The following is a 23,043-nucleotide window of genomic DNA, read 5'->3' as shown; positions in this document are numbered from 1 at the left end:
AGGGGCCTGTGGCCCCTTTTTGCCGCCCGCTAGGCCCTGCCTGGCCCTCACCGTTTCAGTTTTTCCGTTTTTCGCAATCCGTCAATCCAAGAGGCAAATATGACGATCAAGATCGGTATCAACGGCTTCGGCCGCATCGGCCGCATGGTGTTCCGCGCTGCCGTGCAGAACTTCAGCGACATCGAAGTCGTGGGCATCAACGACCTGCTCGAGCCCGACTACCTGGCCTACATGCTCAAGTACGACAGCGTGCACGGCCGTTTCAAGGGCGAGGTCTCGGTGGAGGGCTCCAACCTGATCGTCAACGGCAAGACCATCCGCCTGACGCAGGAGCGCGACCCCGCCAACCTGAAGTGGAACGAAGTCGGCGCCGACATCGTGATCGAGGCCACCGGCCTGTTCCTGACGGACGAGACCGCACGCAAGCACCTGGCTGCCGGCGCCAAGAAGGTCATCATGTCCGCGCCTTCCAAGGACAGCACCCCCATGTTCGTCTTCGGCGTGAACTGCAAGACCTACGCCGGCCAGGACGTGATCTCCAACGCCTCCTGCACCACCAACTGCCTGGCTCCCGTGGCCAAGGTGCTCAACGACAAGTGGGGCATCAAGCGCGGCCTGATGACCACCGTGCACGCTGCCACCGCCACGCAAAAGACCGTGGACGGCCCCAGCAACAAGGACTGGCGCGGCGGCCGCGGCATCCTGGAAAACATCATTCCCTCCAGCACGGGCGCAGCCAAGGCCGTGGGCGTGGTGATTCCCGAGCTCAACAAGAAGCTGACCGGCATGTCCTTCCGCGTGCCCACCTCCGACGTGTCGGTGGTGGACCTGACGGTGGAGCTGAACAGCGAAGCCAGCTACGAAGAGATCTGCGCCGAAATGAAGGCCCAGTCGCAAGGCGCGCTCAAGGGCGTGCTGGGCTACACCGAAGACAAGGTCGTGGCCACGGACTTCCGCGGCGAGTCCTGCACCTCGGTGTTCGATGCCGAAGCCGGCATCGCCCTGGACAAGACCTTCGTGAAGGTCGTGTCCTGGTACGACAACGAGTGGGGCTACTCGAACAAGTGCCTGGAAATGGTGCGCGTGGTCGCCGCCAAGTAATCCTGGCGCGAACCGCTGCGGGGCCTGTCGAGGGCCCCGCACCAGGCCGGCATCGGACGCGATGCCGGCCTTTTTCATGGAGACTGCGACACTGGCGGCCTGTTCATCTCCCGTGATTCGACTGCCATGCAACCCGCCCTTTGCAGCGTCTGCAACAAGGATCCGACGCAGGAACCCGGCCCGCTGCACGGAGACTGGCTGTGCTTTGCCGACCATTGCGCCGAGCAGGCCGGCATGCTGTCCCATCCGCAGGGACTGGCCTATTTCTGCTCTGTGCATCTGCCGGCGGCGAAGGCCCTCGCGCATTTGCCGCAGCAGGAAGCGATGGCACGGCTGGCGCATGCCTGCGCGCGTTCGTGAGCCCGCCACTGTTCCGCACTGCAAGCGTTGCTCGACAAAGCCGGCCCCGGCGGCGCGGCATCATGGCCGCATGACTACTTCATCCGCATTGCACGAGACCATTGGCTTTGACGACTTCCTCAAGGTGGAGCTGCGCGTGGGCCGCATCGTGGACGCCCAGGTGTTCAAGGAGGCGCGCCGCCCCGCCTATGTGCTGCAGGTCGATTTCGGCCCGGAGCTGGGCGTGCGCAAGTCCAGCGCCCAGATCACGGCGCTGTACCGGCCCGAGGAACTGATAGGCCGCCAGGTGGTGGCCGTGCTGAACTTTCCCAGCAAGCAGATCGGTCCCATGCGCTCGGAATGCCTGGTCACGGGATTCCACAACGAGAACGGCGAGGTGGCGCTGTGCGTGCCCGACCGCGAGGTGCCGCTGGGCACCAAGCTGCTGTGACGGCCTGGGTGACTATTGGCCTGGGTGACTATTCGATGCGCACGTCGGCCGCCTTGACGATGCGCCCGGACGCTTCCCAGTCGTCCTTGAGCAGGCGCTGGAATTCGGCGGCCGGCAGGGTGGCGGCTTCCACGCCCACGCGGGCCAGGCGCTCTTGGACCACGGGCTCGGCCAGCACCTTGCGCACGGCGGTGTTGATGCGCTCCACTTCGGCGGGCGGCGTGCCGGCCGGTGCCAGCAGGCCCAGCCAGGAGTCGAAGGCATAGCCGGGCACGCCGGACTCGGCCACCGTGGGCAGGTCAGGCAGGAAGCGCGACCGTTGCTGGCCCGAGTAGGCCAGCAGCTTCACGCGCGGGTCCTTCTGGAAGGCCAGCATGCCGATGGTGGCGCCCGTGACCAGCTGCACGCGGCCAGCCAGCAGTTCGGTCGTGGCGTCGCCCGTGGATTTCATGGGGATGTGCTGCAGCTTGATGCCCGCCTGCGCGGCCAGCGAGGCCGAGGCCAGGTGCGAGGCGCTGCCATTGCCGGCCGACGCATAGTTGAGCTGGCCAGGCTGGGCCCTGGCGCGCTGCAGCAGCTCGCCCAGGGTCTGCACGCCCGAGGCGGCCGGCACGCCCACCACATAGCCCGTGCGGCCCAGGAAGGACACGCCCACGAAGTCCTTGAGCGGGTCATAGGGCAGCTTCGCGTACAGATGGCCGGCCAGGTTGTGGCTGGCCGCAGCCAGCACCAGGGTGTTGCCGTCCGGCGCGGACTTGGCCACCTGGGCCGTGCCCACGCTGCCACCCGCGCCCGCCCGGTTTTCCACCACCACGGTGGCGCCCAGGGCCTGGCCCAGTTCATTGCTGAAGGTGCGTGCCACCGTGTCCTGCGTGGCGCCTGCGCCGAAGGGCACGACGATGCGGATCACGCGTTCGGCATGCACGGCCGGTGCCAGTCCCAGGGCCAGGGCTGCTGCCAGCAGAACGCGGCGGGTGACGGGAGAAGGATGAGAGGTTTTCATGGGGAAGTTTCCTGGGGGACGGCAAGCCACCGCTCCACCAGCCGCACGAAGTAGCTGGCGCCGATGGCAAGGATGTCGTCGTTGAAGTCGTAGGAGCGGTTGTGGATCAGGCAGGGGCCGTCGCCATGGCCGGGCAGTCGGTGATCGCCCTGGCCGTTGCCGATGAAGGCGTAGCAGCCGGGCCGCGCCTGCAGCATGTGGGCGAAGTCCTCGGCCGCCAGCACGCCGGGGAACTTCGTGTCCACGGCGTCGTCGCCCGCGATCTCGCGCATCACGGCGGCGGCGAAGGCTGTCTCGGCCGCGTGGTTGACCAGGGGCGGCGAGGCGCGCCGGAAATGGATCTCGGCCCTGCAGCCATGGGCCAGGGCCGTGTGCTCGGCCTGGCGGCGCAGGGCGGATTCGAGGATGTCCAGCGCCGCCACGGAGAAGGTGCGCACCGTGCCGCCCACCCAGGCGCTGTCGGGAATCACGTTGGGCGCGTCCGAGCCCTGGATCTGCGTGACCGCCAGCAGTGCGCGTTCGCGCGAATCCACATGGCGCGCGACCAGGGTCTGCAGCTGCTGGGCCAGGTCAATGGTGGCGGCCACCGGGTCGATGCCCGTGTGCGGCAGCGAGGCATGCGTGCCCTGCCCATGCAGCACGATGCGGAAGGTGTTGCTGGAGGCCATGAGCGCGCCCGGGTTGAGCGCGAAGCTGCCCACGCGGTCCAGCGCGAAGTTGTGCAGGGCGAAGACCGCATCGCAGGGGAAGCGCTCGAACAGGCCTTCGTCGATCATCCTGCGTGCGCCGGCCTTGCCCATCTCTTCGGCGGGCTGAAAGATCAGGTGCACCGTGCCCGCGAAGTCGCGCGTTCGCGCCAGATGCCAGGCCGCGGCCAGCAGCATGGTGGTGTGGCCGTCATGGCCGCAGGCATGCATGCGGCCTGCGTGCTGCGAGCGGTGGGCAAACCGGTTTTCTTCCTGCAGCGGCAGCGCATCCAGGTCGGCGCGCAGGCCGATGGTGCGCGTGCCATGGCGTGCGTCCGTATGCCTGCCGTGCACCACGCCCACCACGCCCGTGCCGGCCAGGCCGGTATGCACCTCCACGCCCCAGGAGGCCAGGCGTTCGGCCACGATGGCCGAGGTGCGGTGTTCCTCGAAGCCCAGCTCGGGGTGGGCATGCAGGTCGCGCCGCAGGGCCACGAAGGGCGCCATGTCGGCAAAGCTTTCGATCAGGTGGGGCAAGGCGGTCTCCGGCCGCAGCCGGCCCATGCCTGCTGCGACGAATCCCGGATTCTGTAAAACCGCCAGCCCTGCGGCAACGAAGCAAAACGCATATGCATGCGCCCTGCATGCACAAGCCGAACGGGCCGATCAAGCCGTTCAGGCGGACGTCACAGGGCCCTCAGGACTGCGCCATGCGCTGCGCGAGAAAGTCCAGGAAGGCCGTGATGCGCGCGGCCAGCGCCGTGTTGCGGTAGTAGACGGCGTGGATGGGCTGGCGCTGCTGCACGGTCTCGCGCGCCAGCACCTGCACCAGTTCGCCCTGGGCGCGATCGCGCACGGTCATGAAGTCGGCCAGGCAGACCACGCCCTGGCCTGCCAGGGCCAGCTGGCGCATGGTCTCGCCGCTGGAGGCCGTGAGCTGGGGCGCGGCATCCCAGCGGTCACCGCCCTCGGGCGTGCGCAGCGGCCAGTGGTTCAGGCCCGGCACCTGGCTGTTGCCGATGCGCTGGTGGCGCGCCAGCGCAGCCACGCTCGCCACTGGGCCATGGGCCTGCAGGTAGGCGGGGCTGGCCAGCACGCGCAGCACGCTGTGGCACAGCAGCCGCGCATGCAGCGTGGAGTCGCGCAGCTCGCCGATGCGGATGGCGATGTCGGTGCGCTGGGCCAGCAGGTCGATGTGCAGGTCATCGGTGTTCAGCTCCAGCGTGATCAGCGGATAGAGCGCGCGGAACTCGCCGACCAGCGGCACGATGGCATGCAGCATGAAGGGCGAGGCCGCGTTGACGCGCAGCAGCCCGGCCGGCGCCTGGCGCCGCGCGGCCAGTTCCTCCTCGGCCGCGTCCAGGGCCTGCAGCACCTCGCGCGCGCGGGCCAGGAAGCGCTCGCCTTCCTCGGTCAGCTCCAGGCTGCGCGTGGTGCGCCGCACCAAGGTGGTGGCCAGCTTTTTCTCCAGGCGCGACAGGCTGCGGCTGATGCCCGAGGTGGTCTGTCCCAACTGCTCGGCCGCCGCCGTGATGCTGCCGCAGTCGATCACGGCGCGAAAGGCCTGCAGTTCGTCCAGCGTGGTTTTCATGGGGTGCCAGCTTGGCGCAATTGTTGCTGCAGCGTCAAATATTTTCTGCTGATACCAGGCTTTATCTGCAAGCGTGAACGCGCCAGACTGCAGTCTTCGGGGCGTTGTTCCGCGCCTTTTTTGCTTTTTGAAAGACCTGCATGACATCGACTGCCTCTCTCGCTTCCGTGGTGCCCGCGTTCGGCCTGGGCACCTTCCGCCTCAAGGATGAGGTGGTGCGCCACTCCGTGGGCCAGGCCCTGGAGGTGGGCTACCGCGCCATCGACACCGCCCAGATCTACGGCAACGAGGCCGATGTGGGTGCCGCCATCGCCGCCAGCGCCGTGCCGCGCGATCAGCTCTTTCTCACCACCAAGATCTGGACCGAGAACCTGTCTGCCGACGCGCTGATCCCCAGCCTGGAGCGCAGCCTTGAAGCCCTGCGCACCGACCATGTGGAGCTGACGCTGATCCACTGGCCCTCGCGCAGCGTGCCGCTGGAGGACAGCCTGGGCGCGCTCATGCGCGCCAGGGAGCAGGGGCTGACGCGCCACATCGGCGTGTCCAACTTCAACATCGCGCTGCTGCAGCAATCCATCGCCGCCGTGGGCGCCGCGAACATCGCCACCAACCAGATCGAACTGAGCCCCTATCTGCAAAACCGTGCCGTCACCGACTTCGCACGCCAGCAGGGCATTCACACCACCTCGTACATGACGCTGGGCTACGGCAAGCTGCTGGCCGATCCCGTGCTGGCCGACATCGCCGCCGCCCACGGCGCCACGCCCGCCCAGGTGGCGCTGGCCTGGGCCATGGCCATGGGCTATGCCGTCATTCCCTCGTCCACCCAGCGCGCCCACCTGCAGGCCAACCTGGACAGCTGCCAGCTGGTGCTGGGCGCCGAAGACATGCAGCGCATCGCCGCGCTGGAACGCGGCGACCGCCAGATCAGCCCTGACGGCCTGGCTCCCGCCTGGGATTGAACGGGGGGCTGTGATCGGGGGCCTGCGCGGCCCGGCGGGCTTTGACCTGGAGCAACGCAATGGTGACCCTAGGGGTAGTACTAGGGTTATCACAGTATCGAACGACCGTGCTTTTTATGAGAATGCACGTTCAATCGAGAAACCAGGAGACGAGCAGCATGAGTGACCGCCCATGGCTGGGTGCCTATCCGGCAGGTGTGCCCGCCGACATCGATCCCTCCCAATACCCCTCGCTGGTGGCCCTGATGGAGGAGGCCTTCAGCCGTTACGCGGACCGCGTGGCCTATTCCTTCATGGGCAAGGAGCTGACCTACTCGCAGGTCGATGCGCAAAGCCGCGCCTTCGCCGCCTATCTGCAGAGCCTGGGCCTGGCCCGCGGCGACCGCGTGGCGCTGATGATGCCCAACATTCCCCAGTACCCCGTGGCCGTGGCCGCCGTGCTGCGTGCGGGCTTCGTCGTGGTCAACGTCAACCCGCTGTACACGGCGCGCGAGCTGGAGCATCAGCTCAAGGATTCGGGTGCCAAGGCCATCGTCATCATCGAGAACTTCGCCCACACGCTGCAGGCCTGCAAGGCCGCCACGCCCGTGCAGCACATGGTGCTGTGCACCATGGGCGACCAGCTGGGCATGCTCAAGGGCGCCATCGTCAATTACGTGGTGCGCAAGGTCAAGAAGCTGGTGCCGCCGTTCTCGCTGCCGGGGGCCGTGCGCTTCAACGACGCGCTGTCCAAGGGCATGCGCTCGCCCTTCCAGGCGCCGCAACTGCAGGCCTCCGACATGGCCCTGCTGCAGTACACGGGCGGCACCACGGGCGTGAGCAAGGGCGCCGTGCTGCTGCACAGCAACATCATCGCCAACGTGCTGCAGTCCGAGGCCTGGAACCTGCCTGCCATGGGCAAGGTGCCGGCCGGCGAGCAGCCCACCAGCATCTGCGCGCTGCCGCTGTACCACATCTTCGCCTTCACGGTGAACATGATGCTGTCCATGCGCACGGGCGGAAAGACCATCCTGATCCCCAATCCGCGCGACCTCAAGGCCACGCTCAAGCAGCTGTCCACGCAGCGCTTTCACAGCTTTCCCGCCGTGAGCACGCTGTTCAACGGCCTGGCCAACCACCCGGACTTCAACACCGTGGACTGGTCTCACCTGAAGGTCTCGGTCGGCGGCGGCATGGCCGTGCAAAGCGCCGTGGCCCAGCTGTGGCTGCAAAAGACCGGCTGCCCGATCTGCGAGGGCTATGGCCTGTCGGAGACCAGTCCCTCGGTCAGCTGCAACCCCGTCAACTCCACCGAGTTCTCGGGCACCATCGGCGTGCCCCTGCCCAGCACCTGGATGAAGCTCGTCGATGACGAAGGAAACGACGTGACCACCATCGGCGAGCGCGGCGAGGTCGCCATCAAGGGCCCGCAGGTCATGGCCGCCTACTGGCAGCGCCCCGACGAAACCGCCAAGGTCTTCACCGCCGACGGATATTTCCGCACCGGCGACATCGGCACCATGGACGAGCGCGGCTACTTCAAGATCGTGGACCGCAAGAAGGACATGGTCCTGGTCAGCGGCTTCAACGTCTATCCCAACGAAGTGGAGGACGTGGTCTCCAACTGCCCCGGCGTGCTCGAATGCGCCGTGGTCGGCGTGCCCGACGAGAAGACCGGCGAGGCCGTCAAGCTGGTCATCGTGCGCAAGGACGACAGCCTCACCGAACAGGCCGTGCGCGACTTCTGCCACGACAACCTCACGGGCTACAAGCGGCCTCGCGTGATCGAGTTCCGCACCGAGCTGCCCAAGACCCCGGTGGGCAAGATCCTGCGCCGGGAGCTGCGCGACAGCAAGTAACGCAGGCGGCTTGCCGTGTTTGCAAAGAGGCGCTGCGGCGCCTCTTTTCATTGGAAAGGAGCACGTCTTCAGAACACGCCCAGACCCGCCATGACCAGCGCCGCCAGCGCCACGGCCGCCGCATTGAGGCAGGCCAGCGCAAAGCCGAAGCGCACCAGCTCGCCTTCTTCCTGGGCATTGGTCCGTGCCAGGCCCAGCACCAGCATCACGATGGACAGGGAGCCCAGCGCCGCATGCCCGGCGGCGCTGTTGTGCACGGCGGCCAGCAGCAGGCGCGAGGACTCGGGCAGCAGGGCGATGGCGGGCATGAAGATCGCGTTGCCGCCCACGTTGGAGCCCGTCATGTAGCCGGCCAGCGCACCGAAGGCCGCCACGATGGGCGCCAGGGCAGCGGGCGCCAGCTCGGCCAGCAACTGCACCAGGCCGGCCAGGAATCCGGCCTTGACCATCATCTGGGACATGGCCAGGAAGAAGAAGATGGTCAGCAGCGGGCGCTTGGCGCGGGCGGCCAGAGCACCAGCCAGGGCAAAGCCACGGCCGGCGCCGCGCACCAGCAGCAGGCCAAGCACCAGGGTCAGCGCCACGCCGGGCGAGGCCAGCGGCTTCCAGGCCACCTGGGCGCCCTGCACGATCCAGCGCTGGTCCCACTGCGTGGCCAGGGTCAGCAGCTTGAGCAGCACGATGGCAAGGGCGAGCGCCAGATACGGCCAGGCCTGTCGCGGCCAGCCGGGTGCCGCCTGGGCACGGCCGCGCAGCAGCAGCGCGCGCACCAGCATGCCCAGCGCCACCGCAAAGCCTGCGCCCACGCCCGCCACCTCGGGGCCCAGCCAGCGGCTGATGCCATGCAGCACGCCCACGAACAGCAGGCCAAAGCCGCCCAGCAGCAGCCAGGCCCGCGCACCGCGCTCTCCGGCCAGCTGCAGGGACAGAGCGCCCAGCACCAGGAACACCGGCGCGCTGGTCAGCGAGGACACAGCGGCCAGCGCTGCCGCGTCCACATGGGCCAGCGAGGCACCGATCACCGTGGCCAAGCCCAGCGTGCCCCAGGGCATGATGGCCATGCCCGCCAGCGCCATGCGCAGTGCGGCGCGCCGCTCGAACAGGCTCAGCAGCAGCGGCACGGTGGCGATCAGCGACACGCCAAAGCCCGTCATCGCCTCCAGCAGCGGCGCCAGGCCCAGCACGATGAACACCACCTGATCGGCCGGCCCCAGGCCCAGCGAGCGCACCCACTGGCTCAGCGCCTGGTTGACACCCATGCGTTCGATGAGGATCACGAAACCCAGGCCCGGCACGATCACGAAGGCCGTGCTCAGGAACAGCACGCCCGTGTCGCGCGCTGCGGCCAGGGCGGCGCCGGAAGCGGCGGTGCCCGTCGCCATCCAGGCATCGACCAGCCACAGCAGGGCGACCAGCGCCGCCCCGGCCATGGCCGCCTGCACAGGCGGGCGGCGCAAAACCATGAGCATGGATATCACAAGAAACACGGGAGACAGGTGGAGCAGGGTGGCCATAGGATGGGCTTTCTCGGCAGGCAGGTCCGCATGCGTTGGATGCGGAAAACGACGAAATACTATTTCGCGGCACCTGTTTTTTGGTCTCTGAATTGGGGGTGTTTGCGAGAAAATTTCTCACCCTCCAAAAGTCCTCGCTTCCCATGACCAAGCACACCGCCCACCCTGCTCACCTGGCCGACCTGGACGGCTTCGACCGCGCCATCCTGGCCATCGTCCAGCGCGACAGCACGGTGCCGCTGCGCCTGCTGGCCGAGCAGGTCAACCTGTCCACGGCCGCCGTGCAGCGCCGCCTCAAGCGCATGCAGGCCGAAGGCGTGATCACCGGCCAGGCCGCCACCGTGGACCCCACGCGCGTGGGCCGGCCCATCACCATCATCGTGGAGGTCATGACCGAGCGCACCAGCATCGACGCGCTCAACGCCATGAAGTCGCACTTCGCCGTGCCCGAGGTCCAGCAGTGCTACTACGTCACGGGCGAGGTGGACTTCGTGCTCGTCCTCACCGTGGCCACCATGCAGGAGTACGAGGCCCTGGCGCGGCGCCTTTTCGCCGAGAACCCCAACGTCAAATGGTTCAAGACCATCGTGGCGCTGGACCGCGTGAAGGTCGGGCTGGAAATTCCCTGCGAGTGAAGGCTCTTTGGCGCAATCTTGACAGCCGTGAAACGGCCGCCTACATTGAGTGGAATGATCGTTCCAATTCAATGAACCACCATGCGCACCAAGGACTTCGACCCCGATGACATCGCAGACGCCGCCATGCAGGTGTTCTGGCAGCGCGGCTACGCGGCCACCTCGGTGCAGGACCTGGTGGACGGCACGGGCCTGTCGCGCAGCAGCCTGTACGGCACCTTCGAGAACAAGCAGGGGCTGTTCCAGCATGCGCTGCGCCGCTATGAGGCCGTGACCACCTCCAACGTGGAACTGTTGTCCGGCCCGGGACGCGCCCGGGACCTGGTGCGGCAGCTGCTGCTGCGCATCGTGCAGGACGAATTGAGCGATGCCGGGCGCCGTGGCTGCCTGGTCGCCAATGCCGCGCTGGAGCTGGCCGGCCATGACGAGGCCGTGGCCGAGAGGGTGGCCGGCAACTTCCAGCGCCTGCAAAAGGCGCTGGAAAAGCTCATCCTGCGCGGCCAGCAGGAAGGCGACATCACCGACAGCAAAAAGCCGCGCGCCCTGGCGCGCTTCGTCCTGAACACCGTACAGGGCCTGCGCGTGCTGGGCAAGGGCAGCAGCGCGCCGCAGCGCCGCCAGTGCCTGATGGACGTGGTCGACGTGGTCGACATGGCGCTGCAGGCGCAATAGCCGGCCACCCGCCAACCGCCGCGCGCATGTCGTGCCGTTGCGGGTTTTTATTTTCCTTGAATTGGAATGATCGTTCCAGTAATCCGGCTTTCGGTTTTCCGTGTCTGTTTCACTCTCTCATCACCCTGGAGTTCCCATGCATTCAAACCTTCAAACCACCATTGCCGTGCTCGGCACGGGCCTGATCGGTGCGCCCGTCGCGCGCAACCTGCAACGCAAGGGCTTCACCGTCCGCGCCTGGAACCGGACGGCCGCCAAGGCCCAGGCCCTTGCGGCCGACGGCGTTCAGGCCTGTGGCGATGCGGCCGACGCCGTGCGTGGCGCCCGCATCGTCGTCACTGTGCTCAAGGACGGGCCGGCCGTGCTGCAGGCCATGCAGGCTGCAGCGCCCGCATTGCAGCCGGGCACACTGTGGCTGCAACTGAGCACGGTGGGTGTGGACGCCATCGCGCCGCTGGCGCAGTTCGCCGATCGGCATGGCCTGGTGTTCTACGACTGCCCCGTGCAGGGCACGCGCCAGCCGGCCGAGCAGGGCCAGCTGGTCATCCTGGCCGCAGGCCCGCTGGCGCAGCGCGGCCAGGTGCAGCCGGTGTTCGATGCCATTGGCAAACGCAGCCTGTGGATTGCGCAGCAGGCAGGCGCCGCCAGCCGGCTCAAGCTGGCGCTCAACCACTGGGCCTTCGCACTCACGCATGGCCTGGCCGAAAGCCTGGCGTTGGCCAAGGGGCTGGACATAGAACCGGCCCTGGTGGTCGATGCCGTCACGGGCGGGCCCATGGACAGCGGCTTCTTCCAGGCCAAGGCCGCTGCCATGCTGTCAGGCCGCTACGACGCCAGCTTCACCGTGGCCAATGCCGTCAAGGACGCTCAACTGGTTGCCGATGCCGCAGCCGGCGCAGGCCTGCTGCTGGATGGCGCCCAGGCCGGGCTGCGCCGCTTCGAGCGCGCGCTGGCCGCCGGGCATGGCGACAAGGACATGGCGGCATCCCACCTGGCATCCCATCCAGCCTCCCATGCCTGAGATGCGCAGCAAGGAAAAGGCAATGAACCAGCCCATGGACACCTCCGGCGACACGGGCCTGCCGCTGGGCAGGCTGCTGGCCCTGGCGATGGCAGGCTTTCTGGCCATCATGACCGAGACCCTGCCGGCCGGCCTGCTGCCCCAGATCGGCACGGGACTGGCAGTGTCCGAAGCCATGGCCGGCCAGATGGTCACGCTGTACGCGCTGGGTTCGGTACTGGCCGCCATTCCCGTCGTGGCCGCCACGCGCGGCCTCAGGCGCCGGCCGCTGTTCATGGCGGCGGTGGGCGGGCTGCTGCTGTTCAACAGCCTCACCGCGCTGTCCGGCCACTACGGCCTGACCCTGGTCGCCCGCTTTGCCGCAGGCATGGCTGCGGGCGTGATCTGGGGGCTGGTGGCCGGCTATGCGCGGCGCATGGTGCCGCCGCATCTGCAGGGGCGCGCACTGGCCTTGGCGGGCGTGGGCCAGCCGTTGGCCCTGGCGGCCGGCGTGCCGCTGGGCGCCTGGCTGGGCAGCCTGTTCGACTGGCGCGGCGTGTTCTGGGCGCTGTCGGCGCTGTGCCTGCTGCTGCTGGCCTGGGTGCGGCTGGGTGTGCCGGATTACGCCGGGCAGACGGCGCACCAACGCCAGCCCGTGGCGCGCATCCTGCTCGTGCCCGGCGTGCGTCCCGTGCTGCTGGCGCTGTTCGGCTGGATGCTGGCCCACAACATGCTCTACACCTTCATCGCGCCTTTCCTGGTCTCTGCAGGGCTGGGGCAAAGGGTGGATGTGGTGCTGCTGCTGTTCGGCCTTGCGGCCATTGCCGGCATCTGGCTCACGGGCCTGCTGGTGGACCGCTGGTTGCGCGCGCTCACCGTGCTGAGCCTGGCCTTGTTCGCCGTGTCTGCGCTCGTGCTCGGCCTGGCCGGGCAGTCGGCCGTGGCCGTTCTGATCGGGGTTGCGGCCTGGGGCCTGAGCTTTGGCGGCGCACCCACGCTGCTTCAGACCGCGCTGGCCGACGCGGCAGGCGAGGGCGCCGACGTGGCCCAGTCCATGCTGGTGACAGTCTTCAACCTGGCCGTGGCGAGCGGCGGCGTGGCCGGCGGACTGCTGCTGGGCTGGCGGGGTGCCTCCGCCTTGCCCTGGGCTCTGGTGGTGTTGGCGCTGGCCTGCCTGTCCGTGGTCTGGCCGGCCAGCCAGGCGGGCTTTCGGCCTGGGCGGCGCAGCATGGCTGCCTGAGGCACGGCCATCGCTGTTCCTCAACAGACGGGCAGCAAAGGGGCCACATGCCGCTGCGCATGTGGCCCTTGTTGCGTGCGATCAATCTTCCTATAATTGTTTTACCCCATGAACTGTGATTCATGGATAAAACAAATGGCGCCTTCCCCGCCATGATCCACCGACGTTGATGGAGAGACACATGTCCGAATCCGCTCAGAACACGCCCCGCACCTGGGACCAGCCCGAAGGCTCCAGCTTCGAACAATGGATGGAGTCGCGCGTGGCGCGGTTTTCCACGCGCAAGTACGACTTCGACGCGCTGAAGTTCCAGGCCGACTTCGACCCCAAGTACCGCCGTGGCCAGATGCGCTACATCGGCACGGGCGGCACGGGCGTGGCTGCGGACAGCAACACCATCCCGTCCGAGAACTTCACCTTCTCCACCATGGTCATCCCGGCCGGCAATGAAGGCCCCTCGCACCTGCACACCGATGTGGAGGAAGTCTTCTTCCTGATCCGCGGCAAGCTCAAGCTCGTGCTGGAGAAGGACGGCCAGCGCTTCGAGACCATCCTCACCGACCGCGACGTGGTCTCCGTGCCGCCCGGCGTGTACCGCGAGGAAATCAACATCGGCGACGAAGACGCGCTGATGTGCGTGATGCTGGGCGCCAAGAAGCCCATCACGCCCACATACCCGCCCGAGCACCCTCTGGCAAAAATCAAACGTTAGAAATGGAGCACCCCCTGAGGCGCTTCGCGCCTTCCCCCTTGAAAGGGGGACGACAGCCTCGCGGCGGGGCGGCCCTTGCTTGCTGTCCCTAGCTTGGATCGTGCCAGTCTCATGGCTGAAGGGCCATGCCATCGCCATGGATAACTGAAATGACCCCCTCGGTAACAGCATGCATGGAGCAGCGCCTTCAGGCGCAGTTCCCCGAACACCTCATCGCCCTGCCCGGTGGCGCTCAGGCCGCCTGGCGCGAGGCCGGCGACACGGCCTCGGACTTTGCCGTGGTGATGCTGCATGGCATCAGCTCGGGCGCCGCCTCCTGGCTGGACGTGGCCCTGGAGCTGGCGCCGCGCACGCGCGTGCTGGCCTGGGACGCGCCCGGCTATGGCCGCTCCACGCCGCTGGCACCCGACGCGCCCACGGGCGCCGACTACGCCCGCGTGCTGGAGCAGTCGCTGCAGGCGCTGGGCGTGCGCCGCTGCATGCTGGTGGGTCACTCGCTGGGTGCGCTCATGGGCACGCCCTGGGCGGTGCAGGCCGGTGCCGGGCGCGTGCAGCAACTGGTGCTGATCAGCCCCGCTGGCGGCTATGGCGCACCCGGCATGGGCGAGCAGCAGGCCAAGGTACGCCAGGGCCGTCTTGCGGCCCTGCAGGAAAAAGGCATCGAAGGCCTGGCTGCCGCCATCGACCAGCGCCTGGTCTCGCCCGCCGCGCCCGAGCCCGTGCGCCAATGGGTGCGCTGGAACACGGCGCGCCTGCATGCTGCCGGCTACGCCCAGGCCGTGGAGCTGCTGTGCGGCAGCGACCTGGGGCAGGCGGCGGGGCAACTGGCCATGCCGGTCGAGGTCTGGGTGGGCGAGCACGACGTGGTCACGCCGCCCGCTGCCTGTGCGGCCTGGGCCGCAAGGCTGGGCGCCCGGTACGTTACGCTTGCGGCAGCCGGCCATGCCTCTGTCGTCGAACAACCTGCGGATGTCGCACAGAGGCTGGCCACCCTGCTGACCTGATGGCCTACCGGCCCGAATTGCGATGAGCGACACCTCAGAAACCCTCTCGAACGACAACGACCGCTACACCGTCCCCGCGCTGGAGCGCGGCCTGCGCCTGCTGGCCTGCTTCACGCCTTCGCAGCCCGTGTGGAGCGCGCCCGACCTGGCGCGCACCCTGGCGCTGCCGCGTTCCACGGTGTTCCGGATGCTGACGACGCTGGAGAACATGGGGTATCTGCAACGCTCGGGCACCGAGTACCGGCTGGGCCTGTCCGTGCTGCGCCTGGGCTACGACTACCTGTCCACCCAGCCGCTGGCCCAACTGGCCGAGCCCGTGCTGCAGGCGCTGTGCGAGCGCCTGGGCTTCACCACCAACCTGGCGCTGCTGGACGGCACCTCCGTGGTCTACGTGGCGCGCATTGCGCCGGCCGGCGCCTTCCAGGGCGCCGTGCGCGTGGGCTCGCGCCTGCCGGCCCATGCCACCGTGCTGGGCCGAGCCCTGCTGCAGGACATGGACGCAGACCAGCTGCGCGAACTCTTCGGCGGCAGCGAGCTGCCGCAATTCTCGGAAAGCACGCCGCGTGACGTGCAGCAACTGCAGCAGCTGCTGCTGCAGGACCGCGAGCGCGGCTACGCCATGGGCGAGGGCTTCTACGAGCCCGGCGTCTCCAGCATTGCCGCGCCCGTGCGCGATGCGCAGGGCCGCATCATCGCGGGCCTGGGCATGGCCGTGGCCTTTACCGAAATCGCACCCGGGCGCATGGCGCACTGGGTGGAACAGGTGCGCGAGGCCGCCGTCGAACTGACGGGCCACCTGCGCACCCAGCATCCTGGTTTTCTGCGCTGAGGAGGCGGTGCCCCCACCGGCCTTCAGCGCGTTCTTGCTCAGAAAGAAATGACGATGAATATTGCTGTGATTGGCTGCGGTGCGATTGGCGCCAGCGTGCTCGAACTGCTCAAGGGCCATGCCGCGGTGCAGGTGGGCTGGGTGCTTGTGCCCGAAGTGACGGACGCCGTGCGCGCCACCCTGGCCCGGCATGCGCCCCAGGCGCGCGCACTGCCTGCGCTGACGACTGAAGACCGGCCCGACCTCATCGTCGAATGCGCAGGCCATACCGCCATCGAAGAGCATGTGCTGCCCGCCCTGCAGCGGGGCATTCCTGCCGTCGTGGCCTCCATCGGCGCACTCAGCGCCCCCGGCATGGCCGAGGCCGTGCAGGCCGCGGCCGAGGCCGGAGGCACCCAGGTGCAATTGCTGTCGGGCGCCATCGGCGGCGTGGATGCGCTGGCCGCAGCCCGCATCGGCGGCCTGGACGAAGTGGTCTACACCGGCCGCAAGCCGCCCCTGGCCTGGACCGGCACGCCCGCAGAACAGCGCTGCGACCTCGCCAGCCTCAAGGAAGCCTTCTGCATCTTCGAAGGCAGCGCACGCGAGGCCGCCCAGCTCTACCCCAAGAACGCCAACGTGGCCGCCACACTGTCGCTGGCCGGCATGGGCCTGGACCGCACCACGGTGCGCCTGTACGCCGACCCGGCCGTGGACGAGAACGTGCACCATGTGGCCGCGCGCGGCGCCTTCGGGTCCATGGAATTGACCATGCGCGGCAAGCCGCTGGAGGCCAACCCCAAGACCTCGGCCCTCACCGTCTACAGCGTGGTGCGCGCCGTGCTCAACCAGGCCACGGCCATCGCCATCTGAGCCGCACCGGGCACAGGCTCGCGGCACAATGGGCGCTTTCGCCCCGCAGGCGGCCTCCGGGCCGCCTTTGCTTTTTGCCTGTGCCGTTGAAACGTTGAAAGAGAAGCCACCATGACCATCGCCATCCTCAGTGCCCTGCCGCAGGAACAGGAAGGCCTGGTCCATGCCATGTCCGACGCCCAGGGCACGGCCCACGCCGGCCGCATGTTCTGGCGCGGGCGCCTGCATGGGCACGACGTGGTCTGCGCGCTGTCGGGCATAGGCAAGGTGGCGGCGGCCACCACGGCCACGGCGCTGATCGAGCGCTTCGGCGTGCGCCGCATCGCCTTCACCGGCGTCGCCGGCGGCCTGGGCGAAGGCGTGCGCGTGGGCGATGTCGTCGTGGCCGACGAATACCTGCAGCACGACCTGGACGCCTCGCCCATCTTCCCGCGCTGGGAAATGCCCGGCTACGGCCGCACGCGCCTGCCCTGCGACCCCGAAATGACCGCCGCGCTGCTGGCGGCTGCCCAGGCCTGCGTGGCCGAGGCGGGCGAAGACCTGCGCGCCGCCCACGCCACCACGGCGCCGCGCGCGCACCAGGGGCTGATTGCCAGCGGTGACCAGTTCGTGGGCACGGCGGGCGCCTCTTCCGCGCTGGCGCAGGGCCTGCGTGCTGCAGGGCATGAGGTGCTGGCGGTGGAGATGGAAGGCGCCGCCGTGGCGCAGGCCTGCCTGGACTATGGCGTGCCGTTTGCTGCGATGCGGACTGTTTCCGATCGGGCGGATGACAGTGCGCATGTGGACTTTGCGGAGTTTGTGAGGGTGGTGGCGAGTCGGTATGCGTTGCGGGTGGTGGATGGATTTTTGCGGCGGCTGTCGGCGCAGCGCTGAGCGGTAGTGCTTTTATGCCGCTGATGCCTGGAGAACCGTCGCATCGTCCAGTTCAAAGTGCAAAGCCGTGCCAAGCGCCACGCTGGCGCGGGCCAACGTGGCCAGGGTGACGCCGGTGTCGTTTTCGTCCAGCAGGCGGTTCACCACCATGCGGCTGGTGCGCATGCGTGTCGCCATCTCGGTCTTGCTGACTTTCTGGGCTTTCATCGCCTGTGCGAATTGCCAGGAAATCACCCGCTTCACTGCGATAGCTGTGGCCTCTTCAAGCAGGCCTTCTTCTTCGAGGAAGTCATCGAAATTGCTGCCTAGATGTTTGTTCATGGGGTATTCCTCAGCTTCTTGAGCCGGTTTCTGGCAGTTGTCAGATCCGGCGCGGGGGTGTTGGCCGACTTTTTGATGAAGCCATGCAGCAGAACCATTTTTCCATTCTGGGCCGTGAATAGGACACGTGCGATGCCATCGGCAATGCTGCACCGCACCTCCCACAGTCCTGGCTCCATCTTGCGTACTACCGGCATGCCCAGAGGCCAGTTGTATTGGACGGTCTTGATATCGGCGCCGATGGCTTTGCGGTCTTCCACCGTAAGTTCACGAAGCCAGTCACGCACGGGCTCCTTGCCGGCATCGGATCGGTAGAAGACAACGGAAAGAATGGGCTCTTCCATCGGAAAAGTGTATCTAAAAAAGTACTATTTTGCTGCGTGTCGTTACTGATGACCGTGTAGCCCGTGTGTCATCGGAGGCCAAAGCCTTGACGCTGGACGCGAGGGGAATTCCTGCCACTGCGATTGCTTGGTTTTGATGCCTGGTTCCTGGCCCGGCAGCCGATGGCCCGTCTTGATTCGCCAAGAAAGGTCAGGTCAAAGACGGCAACCGGTACGACTCACACTCATAGGTGACACATCAGTACAAGGACATGGGTAACAGATCCAAGCTTGGCAGCTGGAGCCAACAGCAGCCAAGGAGCGATCACCATGCCCTGGAAGGAGTGCGCACCCATGGACGAGAAACTGCTCTTCATAGCCGACCATCTGCGCAGTGGCGTGCCGCTGAGCGAGCTGTGCAGGCGCTACGGCATCAGCCGCAAGACGGCCTACAAGTGGGTTGAGCGTTACCGCCAACTGGGCATGGATGGATTGCAAGAGCGCAGTCGCAGGCCCCACGGGAATAATCAGGCGATCAGCTATGCACAGCGCCGGGCCATCATTGAGCTGCGCACGCAGCAAAGGTCACAGATGGGGCCCAAGAAGCTGCACGCTTTGCTCCTGCAGCGTTGGGGCCCACAGGAGACACCCAGCAAAACCACCATCTACAACGTGCTGAAGGCTGAGGGGCTTGTTTGCAGCAGGCGTGTACGCAGACGCTCGGTGCCTACGGCCCAGCCCTTGCGAACGAGCAAGCAGCCCAATGGGGTGTGGAGTGCAGACTACAAAGGCCAGTTCAAGACAGCCGATGGTCACTGGTGCTATCCATTGACCATCATGGACCACGCCAGCCGCTATTTGCTGGCCGTGCATGTCTACGACAGCCCCCACTACGAGGATGCCAAACGCAGCTTTGAACAGGTGTTTCGGCAATACGGACTGCCCGAGCGCATACGCAGTGACAACGGTCCGCCGTTCGCGACTACTGGCGTGGCGGGCCTGTCACGCCTGGCGATATGGTGGATAAGGCTGGGCATCAGGCCGGAGCGCATCGAGAGGGGCAAGCCACAGCAAAACGGTCGCCACGAGCGGATGCACCGCACGCTCAAGCATGCCCTGGGCAAAGAGCCTGCGGCGGACAAAGCGGCATTGCAGATGCAGCTCGATGCCTTTGTGGAGCACTACAACCAGCAGCGCCCGCATGAGGCCTTGCAGCAAAGCATGCCGGCCCAGCACTACAGCGACTCGGCCAGGCCATACCCCTCAAAGCTACCCGAGCTGCAGTACCCGAAGCATTGGGAACGAGTTCGAGTCAGCCACAACGGCTTGATCTACTGGCGAGCGCTGCGGATCTACATCGGCTACCTGCTGGCGGGGCAGTGGATCGGGATGCAGGAGGTGGCCGCTGGCCAGTGGGATGTGTATCTAGGGCCGGTGCGACTGGGCTGCTTCAACGAAGAGGATGTGCGAGGACCTCAGAAGGACTATGTGAGCTTGAGGTGTTACCCATGTCTGTGAGCTGAGTTGTTACCCATGTCCTTGACACGTACAAACCCGAATGCCCGCGACCCCTTCGCTGCGCTGCCGGTCAACCCCGCAGGCGGCCCGACGCAGGCGCTGACATACGGGGAGTTTGCTCGGGCCTTCGCTGCGCTCGGCCGGATGTGGCCGCACTCGTGGCTATGGGCTTTGAGTGTGGTCGCAACCTACGCTTCTGGCTTCGCCTTGCACATAGTCGGCCAGTGACTCAGCGCCATCGCGGATGGCGCGCAGTGCGTGAGCCATGGCTTGCGGACGTCGCAAGTCTTCTGGTGCATTGAGGCTGGCCAACACAAGTTGGGCCAGGGCCCGTATTTCGTTGCAGCCTTCCTGTACCCATCCATTGGTTTCGGTGATGGTGCGAGCCAGTTGCTCGAAGCTGGCGCGCGTGGGAAGAGCGGTGCGCTGATCGTTCATGTTTTCGTACTCCTGTGCGAGACGGAAACACCCGACCTGCGTTTTCAAGCGCAGAAAGGGTGGATGGGATGTTGAAAACACGCACACAGACGTGCGGGCAGCCTTGCGGGTAGCCCCATCCCATCCAAAACCGTGTGGACGTGCGGGTGCGATGCCCACTGTCCAAGTGTTCAGACGTGACGAGGCCTCTCTTTCGGGGAGGCTCTGCCGCTGTGTGTTGATGGTGTTTTCAAGCACCAGCCCCGGAACAGGGGGCTACCGAAATCATAGAGGCATTCCACAACCCCGCCTCAAACCCCAGGCCGAGCGAAGCGACGGCCCGCACCCACTCCCCGTATGAACGCGCCTGCGGCGTGGTGGTTGCGGGGTTGCAGTCCTGCCCAAGGACAGGACTGCTTCGTCATCCGGCTCGCTGCGGTCGGCCGCCGGGCCGAAACCCGGCTCTCGCCCGCAGGGCGGGCATGTCCTCACAAGCCATAAAAAGCCCCCATCCAAAACACACCCAGACACACCTCTGTCATCCATTTCCCACACGCCTCCGTGTTTTCCCCAATCCCACCCCGAACCATCAGTCCTAAACTCACGCTTGTTTCAAGAAAAAAGTGTCATTTCAAATTTGAAACAGACACAAACCCCCTTCGATTGAGGTACGCCATGAACACCACGCCCTCCACAGGCCAGCTTGCCGGCCGCCGCATCCTCGTCACAGGCTCGGCGCGCGGCCTGGGCTTTGCGTTCGCCAAGGCCTTTTGCGAGCAGGGCGCGCGTGTCGCCATGGCCGATCTGCGCGAGGAGCTGCTGGCCGAGTCCGTGGCCCGGCTGCGTGCGCAGGGCTTCGAGGCCCATGGCTTCGGGCTGGATGCCGGCAATCCGGAGTCGATAGAGCGCTGCGCGCAGCAGGCCGTGCAGGCGCTGGGCGGGCTGGACGGCCTGGTGAACAACGCGGCCGTGACCGATTCGGGCGGCAAGGGCATGGACGACATCGATCTGGACAAGTGGGACCAGGTGATGAACGTGAACGTGCGCGGCGTGTGGCTGATGACGCGCGCCTGCCGCGCCGCGCTGCGCGACAGCGGCCGGGGCGCCATCGTCAACCTGGCGTCCGACACCGCGATGTGGGGCGCCCCCAACCTGATGGCCTATGTGGCCAGCAAGGGCGCGGTGATGGCCATGACGCGTTCCATGGCGCGCGAGCTGGGGGCCGACGGCATCACCATCAACGCCGTGGCGCCGGGCCTGGTGCTGGTGGAGGCCACGGAATACGTGCCCGAGCACCGCCACCGCCTGTACATCGACCAGCGCGCGCTGCAGCGCGAGCAGCGGCCCGAGGATGTGTCGGGCGCCGTGGCCTATGCGCTGTCCGATGGCGCGCGCTTCGTGACGGGGCAGGTGCTGCCCGTCAACGGCGGCTTCGTCATGAATTGAAGGGGTTCGCCATGAACGACACCACCTCTTCCGGGAATGCCGAGAGCGCCGAGAGCGCGGACAACGGCGCCGACAAGTACATGGTGCCCGCGCTGGAGCGCGGCCTGCGCCTGCTGCAGGAGTTCGGGCGCGGCAATGCCACGCTGGGCGCGCCCGAGCTGGCCCGCCGCCTGCAGCTGCCGCGCGCCACGATTTTCCGCATGCTCAACACGCTGGAGGCCATGGGCTTTCTGCAGCGTGCCGAGGGCAGCAATGACTACCGGCTGGGCCTGTCCGTGCTGCGCCTGGGCTTCGAGTTCCTGTCGTCCATGGACCTGACCGAACTGGGCCAGCCCGTGATCGCGCGGCTGTGCGGCGAGATCCGCTATCCCTGCAACATCGTGGTGCGTGATGGCCGCTCCATCGTCTACGTGGCCAAGGTCACGCCGCCCACGCCGCTGACCAGTTCGGTGCGCGTGGGCACGCGCCTGCCCGCCCATGCCACGGCCCTGGGCCGCGTGCTGCTGGCCGACCTGTCCCTGCCCGAGCTGCGCGCGCTCTACCCCGAGGAGCACCTGGAAGCGCACACGCCCAAGACGCCGCGCACGGTGCTGGACCTGTTCAACCTGGTCGAGGCCGACCGCGAGCGCGGCCATGTGTTCAGCGAAGGCTTCTACGAAAGCTCCATCTGCACCATCGCCGCGCCCGTGCGCGACCACAGCGGCCGCGTGGTGGCGGCGCTGGGCACGACGGTTCCCGCGCCCCATGTGGAGGAGGGCCGTGCCGAGACCCTGATCGCCGGCGTCTGCGACGCGGCGGCCGAGCTGTCCGAGCTGCTGAACTACCGACCGCAAGCGCAAACGCAAACGCAAACGCAGACGGCACAGCTGCTTTCCCTCAATTCCCGGCGCGCAGGAGGCGGCCATGTTTGATTCCCAACTCAAGGACACCACGGCCGTCGTCACCGGCGGCTCTTCGGGCATTGGCCTGGCCACGGTCGATCTGCTGCTGTCGCAGGGCGCGCGTGTCGCCCTGTGCGGGCGCAGCGCCGAACGCCTGGAGCAGGCCGTGCAGCAACTGCGCGGACGCCATCCCGAGGCCCGCCTGTTCGCCCAGGCCTGCGACGTGCTCGACGCCGCCCAGGTGCAGCAATTCGCGCGCGACAGCGAGGCTGCGCTGGGTCCGGCCTCCATCCTCGTGAACAACGCGGGCCGGGGCCGGGTCTCGACGTTTGCCAGCACCGACGATGCGGCCTGGACCGAGGAGCTGCACCTGAAGTTCTTCTCGGTGCTGCATCCCACGCGCGCCTTCCTGCCGCAGCTCGAGCGCACGGCGCAGCCGGCCATCGTCTGCGTCAATTCGCTGCTGGCCTCGCAGCCCGAGCCGCACATGGTGGCCACCTCGGCCGCGCGTGCCGGCCTCAAGAACCTGGTGCGCTCCATGGCCACCGAGTTCGCGCCCAAGGGTGTGCGCGTCAACGGCATCCTGGTCGGCCTGATCGAGTCCGGCCAGTGGCGCCGCCGCTTCGAGGCGCGCGAGGACCGCAGCCAGGACTGGAACGCCTGGAGCGCCGACCTCGCCCGCAAGAAGTCCATTCCGCTGGGCCGCCTGGGCTCGCCCGACGAGGCCGCGCGCGCCATCTTCTATCTCGCCACGCCCCTGTCCTCCTACACGACCGGCAGCCACATCGACGTCTCCGGTGGCCTTGCACGGCAAGCGTAGTGCTTCAGCCCCTTC

25 protein-coding genes are annotated in these 23,043 nt (G+C 67.3%); 18 read left to right on the top strand and 7 right to left on the bottom strand.

The annotated features are described in order from the left end of the window. Positions 1-99: 99 nt before the first annotated feature. The 3 genes from gap (at position 100) to A4F85_RS19405 (ending at position 1,891) form a co-directional block, all read left to right on the top strand. Complete coding sequence (gene gap, locus A4F85_RS19415) at positions 100-1,101, top strand: type I glyceraldehyde-3-phosphate dehydrogenase (RefSeq protein ID WP_012202871.1); 1,002 nt, start codon at positions 100-102, stop codon at positions 1,099-1,101. A 126-nt stretch (positions 1,102-1,227) separates the two neighbouring features. Beyond that, on the top strand, positions 1,228-1,461 hold the full coding sequence (locus tag A4F85_RS19410) for a hypothetical protein (RefSeq protein WP_063327477.1): 234 nt from the start codon (positions 1,228-1,230) through the stop codon (positions 1,459-1,461). A gap of 70 nt (positions 1,462-1,531) precedes the next feature. Continuing rightward, the gene (locus A4F85_RS19405) at positions 1,532-1,891 is read left to right on the top strand and encodes a tRNA-binding protein (protein WP_034398084.1); all 360 of its coding nucleotides are present in this window, start codon (positions 1,532-1,534) and stop codon (positions 1,889-1,891) included. A 28-nt stretch (positions 1,892-1,919) separates the two neighbouring features. Here the strand turns inward: A4F85_RS19405 and A4F85_RS19400 are convergent, their stop codons facing one another. From A4F85_RS19400 to A4F85_RS19390, 3 genes are all read right to left on the bottom strand, one after another. Then, complete coding sequence (locus tag A4F85_RS19400; RefSeq protein WP_063327476.1) at positions 1,920-2,894, bottom strand: tripartite tricarboxylate transporter substrate binding protein; 975 nt, start codon at positions 2,892-2,894, stop codon at positions 1,920-1,922. Continuing rightward, positions 2,891-4,144 (bottom strand): M20 aminoacylase family protein, encoded by a 1,254-nt coding sequence (locus A4F85_RS19395; RefSeq protein WP_082848236.1) that lies wholly within the window; start codon positions 4,142-4,144, stop codon positions 2,891-2,893. The genes A4F85_RS19400 and A4F85_RS19395 overlap by 4 nt, the downstream gene beginning before the upstream one ends. Before the next feature lie 133 nt (positions 4,145-4,277). Then, a complete protein-coding gene (locus A4F85_RS19390; RefSeq protein ID WP_034389866.1) occupies positions 4,278-5,171 on the bottom strand; it encodes a LysR family transcriptional regulator in 894 nt (297 codons plus the stop codon). Between the two features lie 140 nt (positions 5,172-5,311). On the opposite strand from A4F85_RS19390, the gene dkgB reads away from it, so the two are divergent. Then, complete coding sequence (dkgB, locus tag A4F85_RS19385) at positions 5,312-6,133, top strand: 2,5-didehydrogluconate reductase DkgB (protein WP_063327475.1); 822 nt, start codon at positions 5,312-5,314, stop codon at positions 6,131-6,133. Positions 6,134-6,291: 158 nt separating this feature from the next. Then, positions 6,292-7,971: a long-chain-fatty-acid--CoA ligase gene (locus A4F85_RS19380; protein ID WP_063327474.1), complete on the top strand. Its 1,680-nt coding sequence runs from the start codon at positions 6,292-6,294 to the stop codon at positions 7,969-7,971. Between the two features lie 68 nt (positions 7,972-8,039). Here the strand turns inward: A4F85_RS19380 and A4F85_RS19375 are convergent, their stop codons facing one another. Continuing rightward, positions 8,040-9,485: a hypothetical protein gene (locus A4F85_RS19375; RefSeq protein ID WP_063327473.1), complete on the bottom strand. Its 1,446-nt coding sequence runs from the start codon at positions 9,483-9,485 to the stop codon at positions 8,040-8,042. A 143-nt stretch (positions 9,486-9,628) separates the two neighbouring features. Here A4F85_RS19375 and A4F85_RS19370 point away from each other — a divergent pair, with 143 nt between their 5' ends. From A4F85_RS19370 to A4F85_RS19330, 9 genes are all read left to right on the top strand, one after another. Further along, positions 9,629-10,120 (top strand): Lrp/AsnC family transcriptional regulator, encoded by a 492-nt coding sequence (locus A4F85_RS19370; protein WP_016449824.1) that lies wholly within the window; start codon positions 9,629-9,631, stop codon positions 10,118-10,120. An 81-nt stretch (positions 10,121-10,201) separates the two neighbouring features. Next, a complete protein-coding gene (locus A4F85_RS19365; RefSeq protein WP_013804518.1) occupies positions 10,202-10,792 on the top strand; it encodes a TetR/AcrR family transcriptional regulator in 591 nt (196 codons plus the stop codon). 136 nt (positions 10,793-10,928) lie between these two features. Beyond that, positions 10,929-11,813: an NAD(P)-dependent oxidoreductase gene (locus A4F85_RS19360; RefSeq protein WP_016449823.1), complete on the top strand. Its 885-nt coding sequence runs from the start codon at positions 10,929-10,931 to the stop codon at positions 11,811-11,813. A 22-nt stretch (positions 11,814-11,835) separates the two neighbouring features. After that, on the top strand, positions 11,836-13,032 hold the full coding sequence (locus A4F85_RS19355; protein WP_063328035.1) for an MFS transporter: 1,197 nt from the start codon (positions 11,836-11,838) through the stop codon (positions 13,030-13,032). A gap of 181 nt (positions 13,033-13,213) precedes the next feature. After that, positions 13,214-13,744: a cupin domain-containing protein gene (locus A4F85_RS19350; RefSeq protein WP_012202881.1), complete on the top strand. Its 531-nt coding sequence runs from the start codon at positions 13,214-13,216 to the stop codon at positions 13,742-13,744. A 173-nt stretch (positions 13,745-13,917) separates the two neighbouring features. Beyond that, positions 13,918-14,748: an alpha/beta fold hydrolase gene (locus tag A4F85_RS19345; RefSeq protein ID WP_231890581.1), complete on the top strand. Its 831-nt coding sequence runs from the start codon at positions 13,918-13,920 to the stop codon at positions 14,746-14,748. A gap of 22 nt (positions 14,749-14,770) precedes the next feature. Then, a complete protein-coding gene (locus tag A4F85_RS19340) occupies positions 14,771-15,577 on the top strand; it encodes an IclR family transcriptional regulator (RefSeq protein WP_012202883.1) in 807 nt (268 codons plus the stop codon). Between the two features lie 54 nt (positions 15,578-15,631). Continuing rightward, positions 15,632-16,429 (top strand): aspartate dehydrogenase, encoded by a 798-nt coding sequence (locus A4F85_RS19335; protein ID WP_043825460.1) that lies wholly within the window; start codon positions 15,632-15,634, stop codon positions 16,427-16,429. Positions 16,430-16,540: 111 nt separating this feature from the next. Beyond that, the gene (locus A4F85_RS19330; RefSeq protein ID WP_063327471.1) at positions 16,541-17,302 is read left to right on the top strand and encodes a 5'-methylthioadenosine/adenosylhomocysteine nucleosidase; all 762 of its coding nucleotides are present in this window, start codon (positions 16,541-16,543) and stop codon (positions 17,300-17,302) included. 12 nt (positions 17,303-17,314) lie between these two features. Here A4F85_RS19330 and A4F85_RS19325 read toward each other — a convergent pair whose 3' ends face one another. Next, positions 17,315-17,623: an XRE family transcriptional regulator gene (locus A4F85_RS19325; RefSeq protein WP_013804512.1), complete on the bottom strand. Its 309-nt coding sequence runs from the start codon at positions 17,621-17,623 to the stop codon at positions 17,315-17,317. Then, a complete protein-coding gene (locus tag A4F85_RS19320) occupies positions 17,620-17,967 on the bottom strand; it encodes a type II toxin-antitoxin system RelE/ParE family toxin (protein ID WP_063327470.1) in 348 nt (115 codons plus the stop codon). Before A4F85_RS19320 ends, A4F85_RS19325 begins: the two co-directional genes overlap by 4 nt. 309 nt (positions 17,968-18,276) lie before the next feature. Between A4F85_RS19320 and A4F85_RS19315 the strand changes: the two genes are divergently transcribed. Further along, positions 18,277-19,464 (top strand): IS481 family transposase, encoded by a 1,188-nt coding sequence (locus tag A4F85_RS19315; protein ID WP_063327469.1) that lies wholly within the window; start codon positions 18,277-18,279, stop codon positions 19,462-19,464. Positions 19,465-19,626: 162 nt separating this feature from the next. On the opposite strand, the gene A4F85_RS29800 is transcribed toward A4F85_RS19315, so the two are convergent. Further along, entirely contained in the window at positions 19,627-19,902 is a 276-nt protein-coding gene (locus A4F85_RS29800) for a hypothetical protein (RefSeq protein ID WP_082848235.1), read from the bottom strand. Between the two features lie 654 nt (positions 19,903-20,556). Here A4F85_RS29800 and A4F85_RS19310 point away from each other — a divergent pair. Genes A4F85_RS19310 through A4F85_RS19300 form a run of 3 tightly spaced genes read left to right on the top strand, consistent with a single transcriptional unit; the run spans position 20,557 to position 23,028 of the window. Further along, complete coding sequence (locus A4F85_RS19310; RefSeq protein WP_012202888.1) at positions 20,557-21,327, top strand: SDR family oxidoreductase; 771 nt, start codon at positions 20,557-20,559, stop codon at positions 21,325-21,327. 11 nt (positions 21,328-21,338) lie between these two features. Further along, the gene (locus A4F85_RS19305) at positions 21,339-22,238 is read left to right on the top strand and encodes an IclR family transcriptional regulator (RefSeq protein WP_063327468.1); all 900 of its coding nucleotides are present in this window, start codon (positions 21,339-21,341) and stop codon (positions 22,236-22,238) included. Beyond that, entirely contained in the window at positions 22,231-23,028 is a 798-nt protein-coding gene (locus A4F85_RS19300; protein WP_063327467.1) for an SDR family oxidoreductase, read from the top strand. The genes A4F85_RS19305 and A4F85_RS19300 overlap by 8 nt, the downstream gene beginning before the upstream one ends. The last annotated feature ends 15 nt before the right edge of the window (positions 23,029-23,043 follow it).

This window comes from Delftia sp. GW456-R20 (assembly GCF_001622915.1).
Lineage (GTDB): Bacteria > Pseudomonadota > Gammaproteobacteria > Burkholderiales > Burkholderiaceae_C > Comamonas > Comamonas acidovorans.
This window is presented reverse-complemented; position numbering and strand designations above follow the sequence as displayed.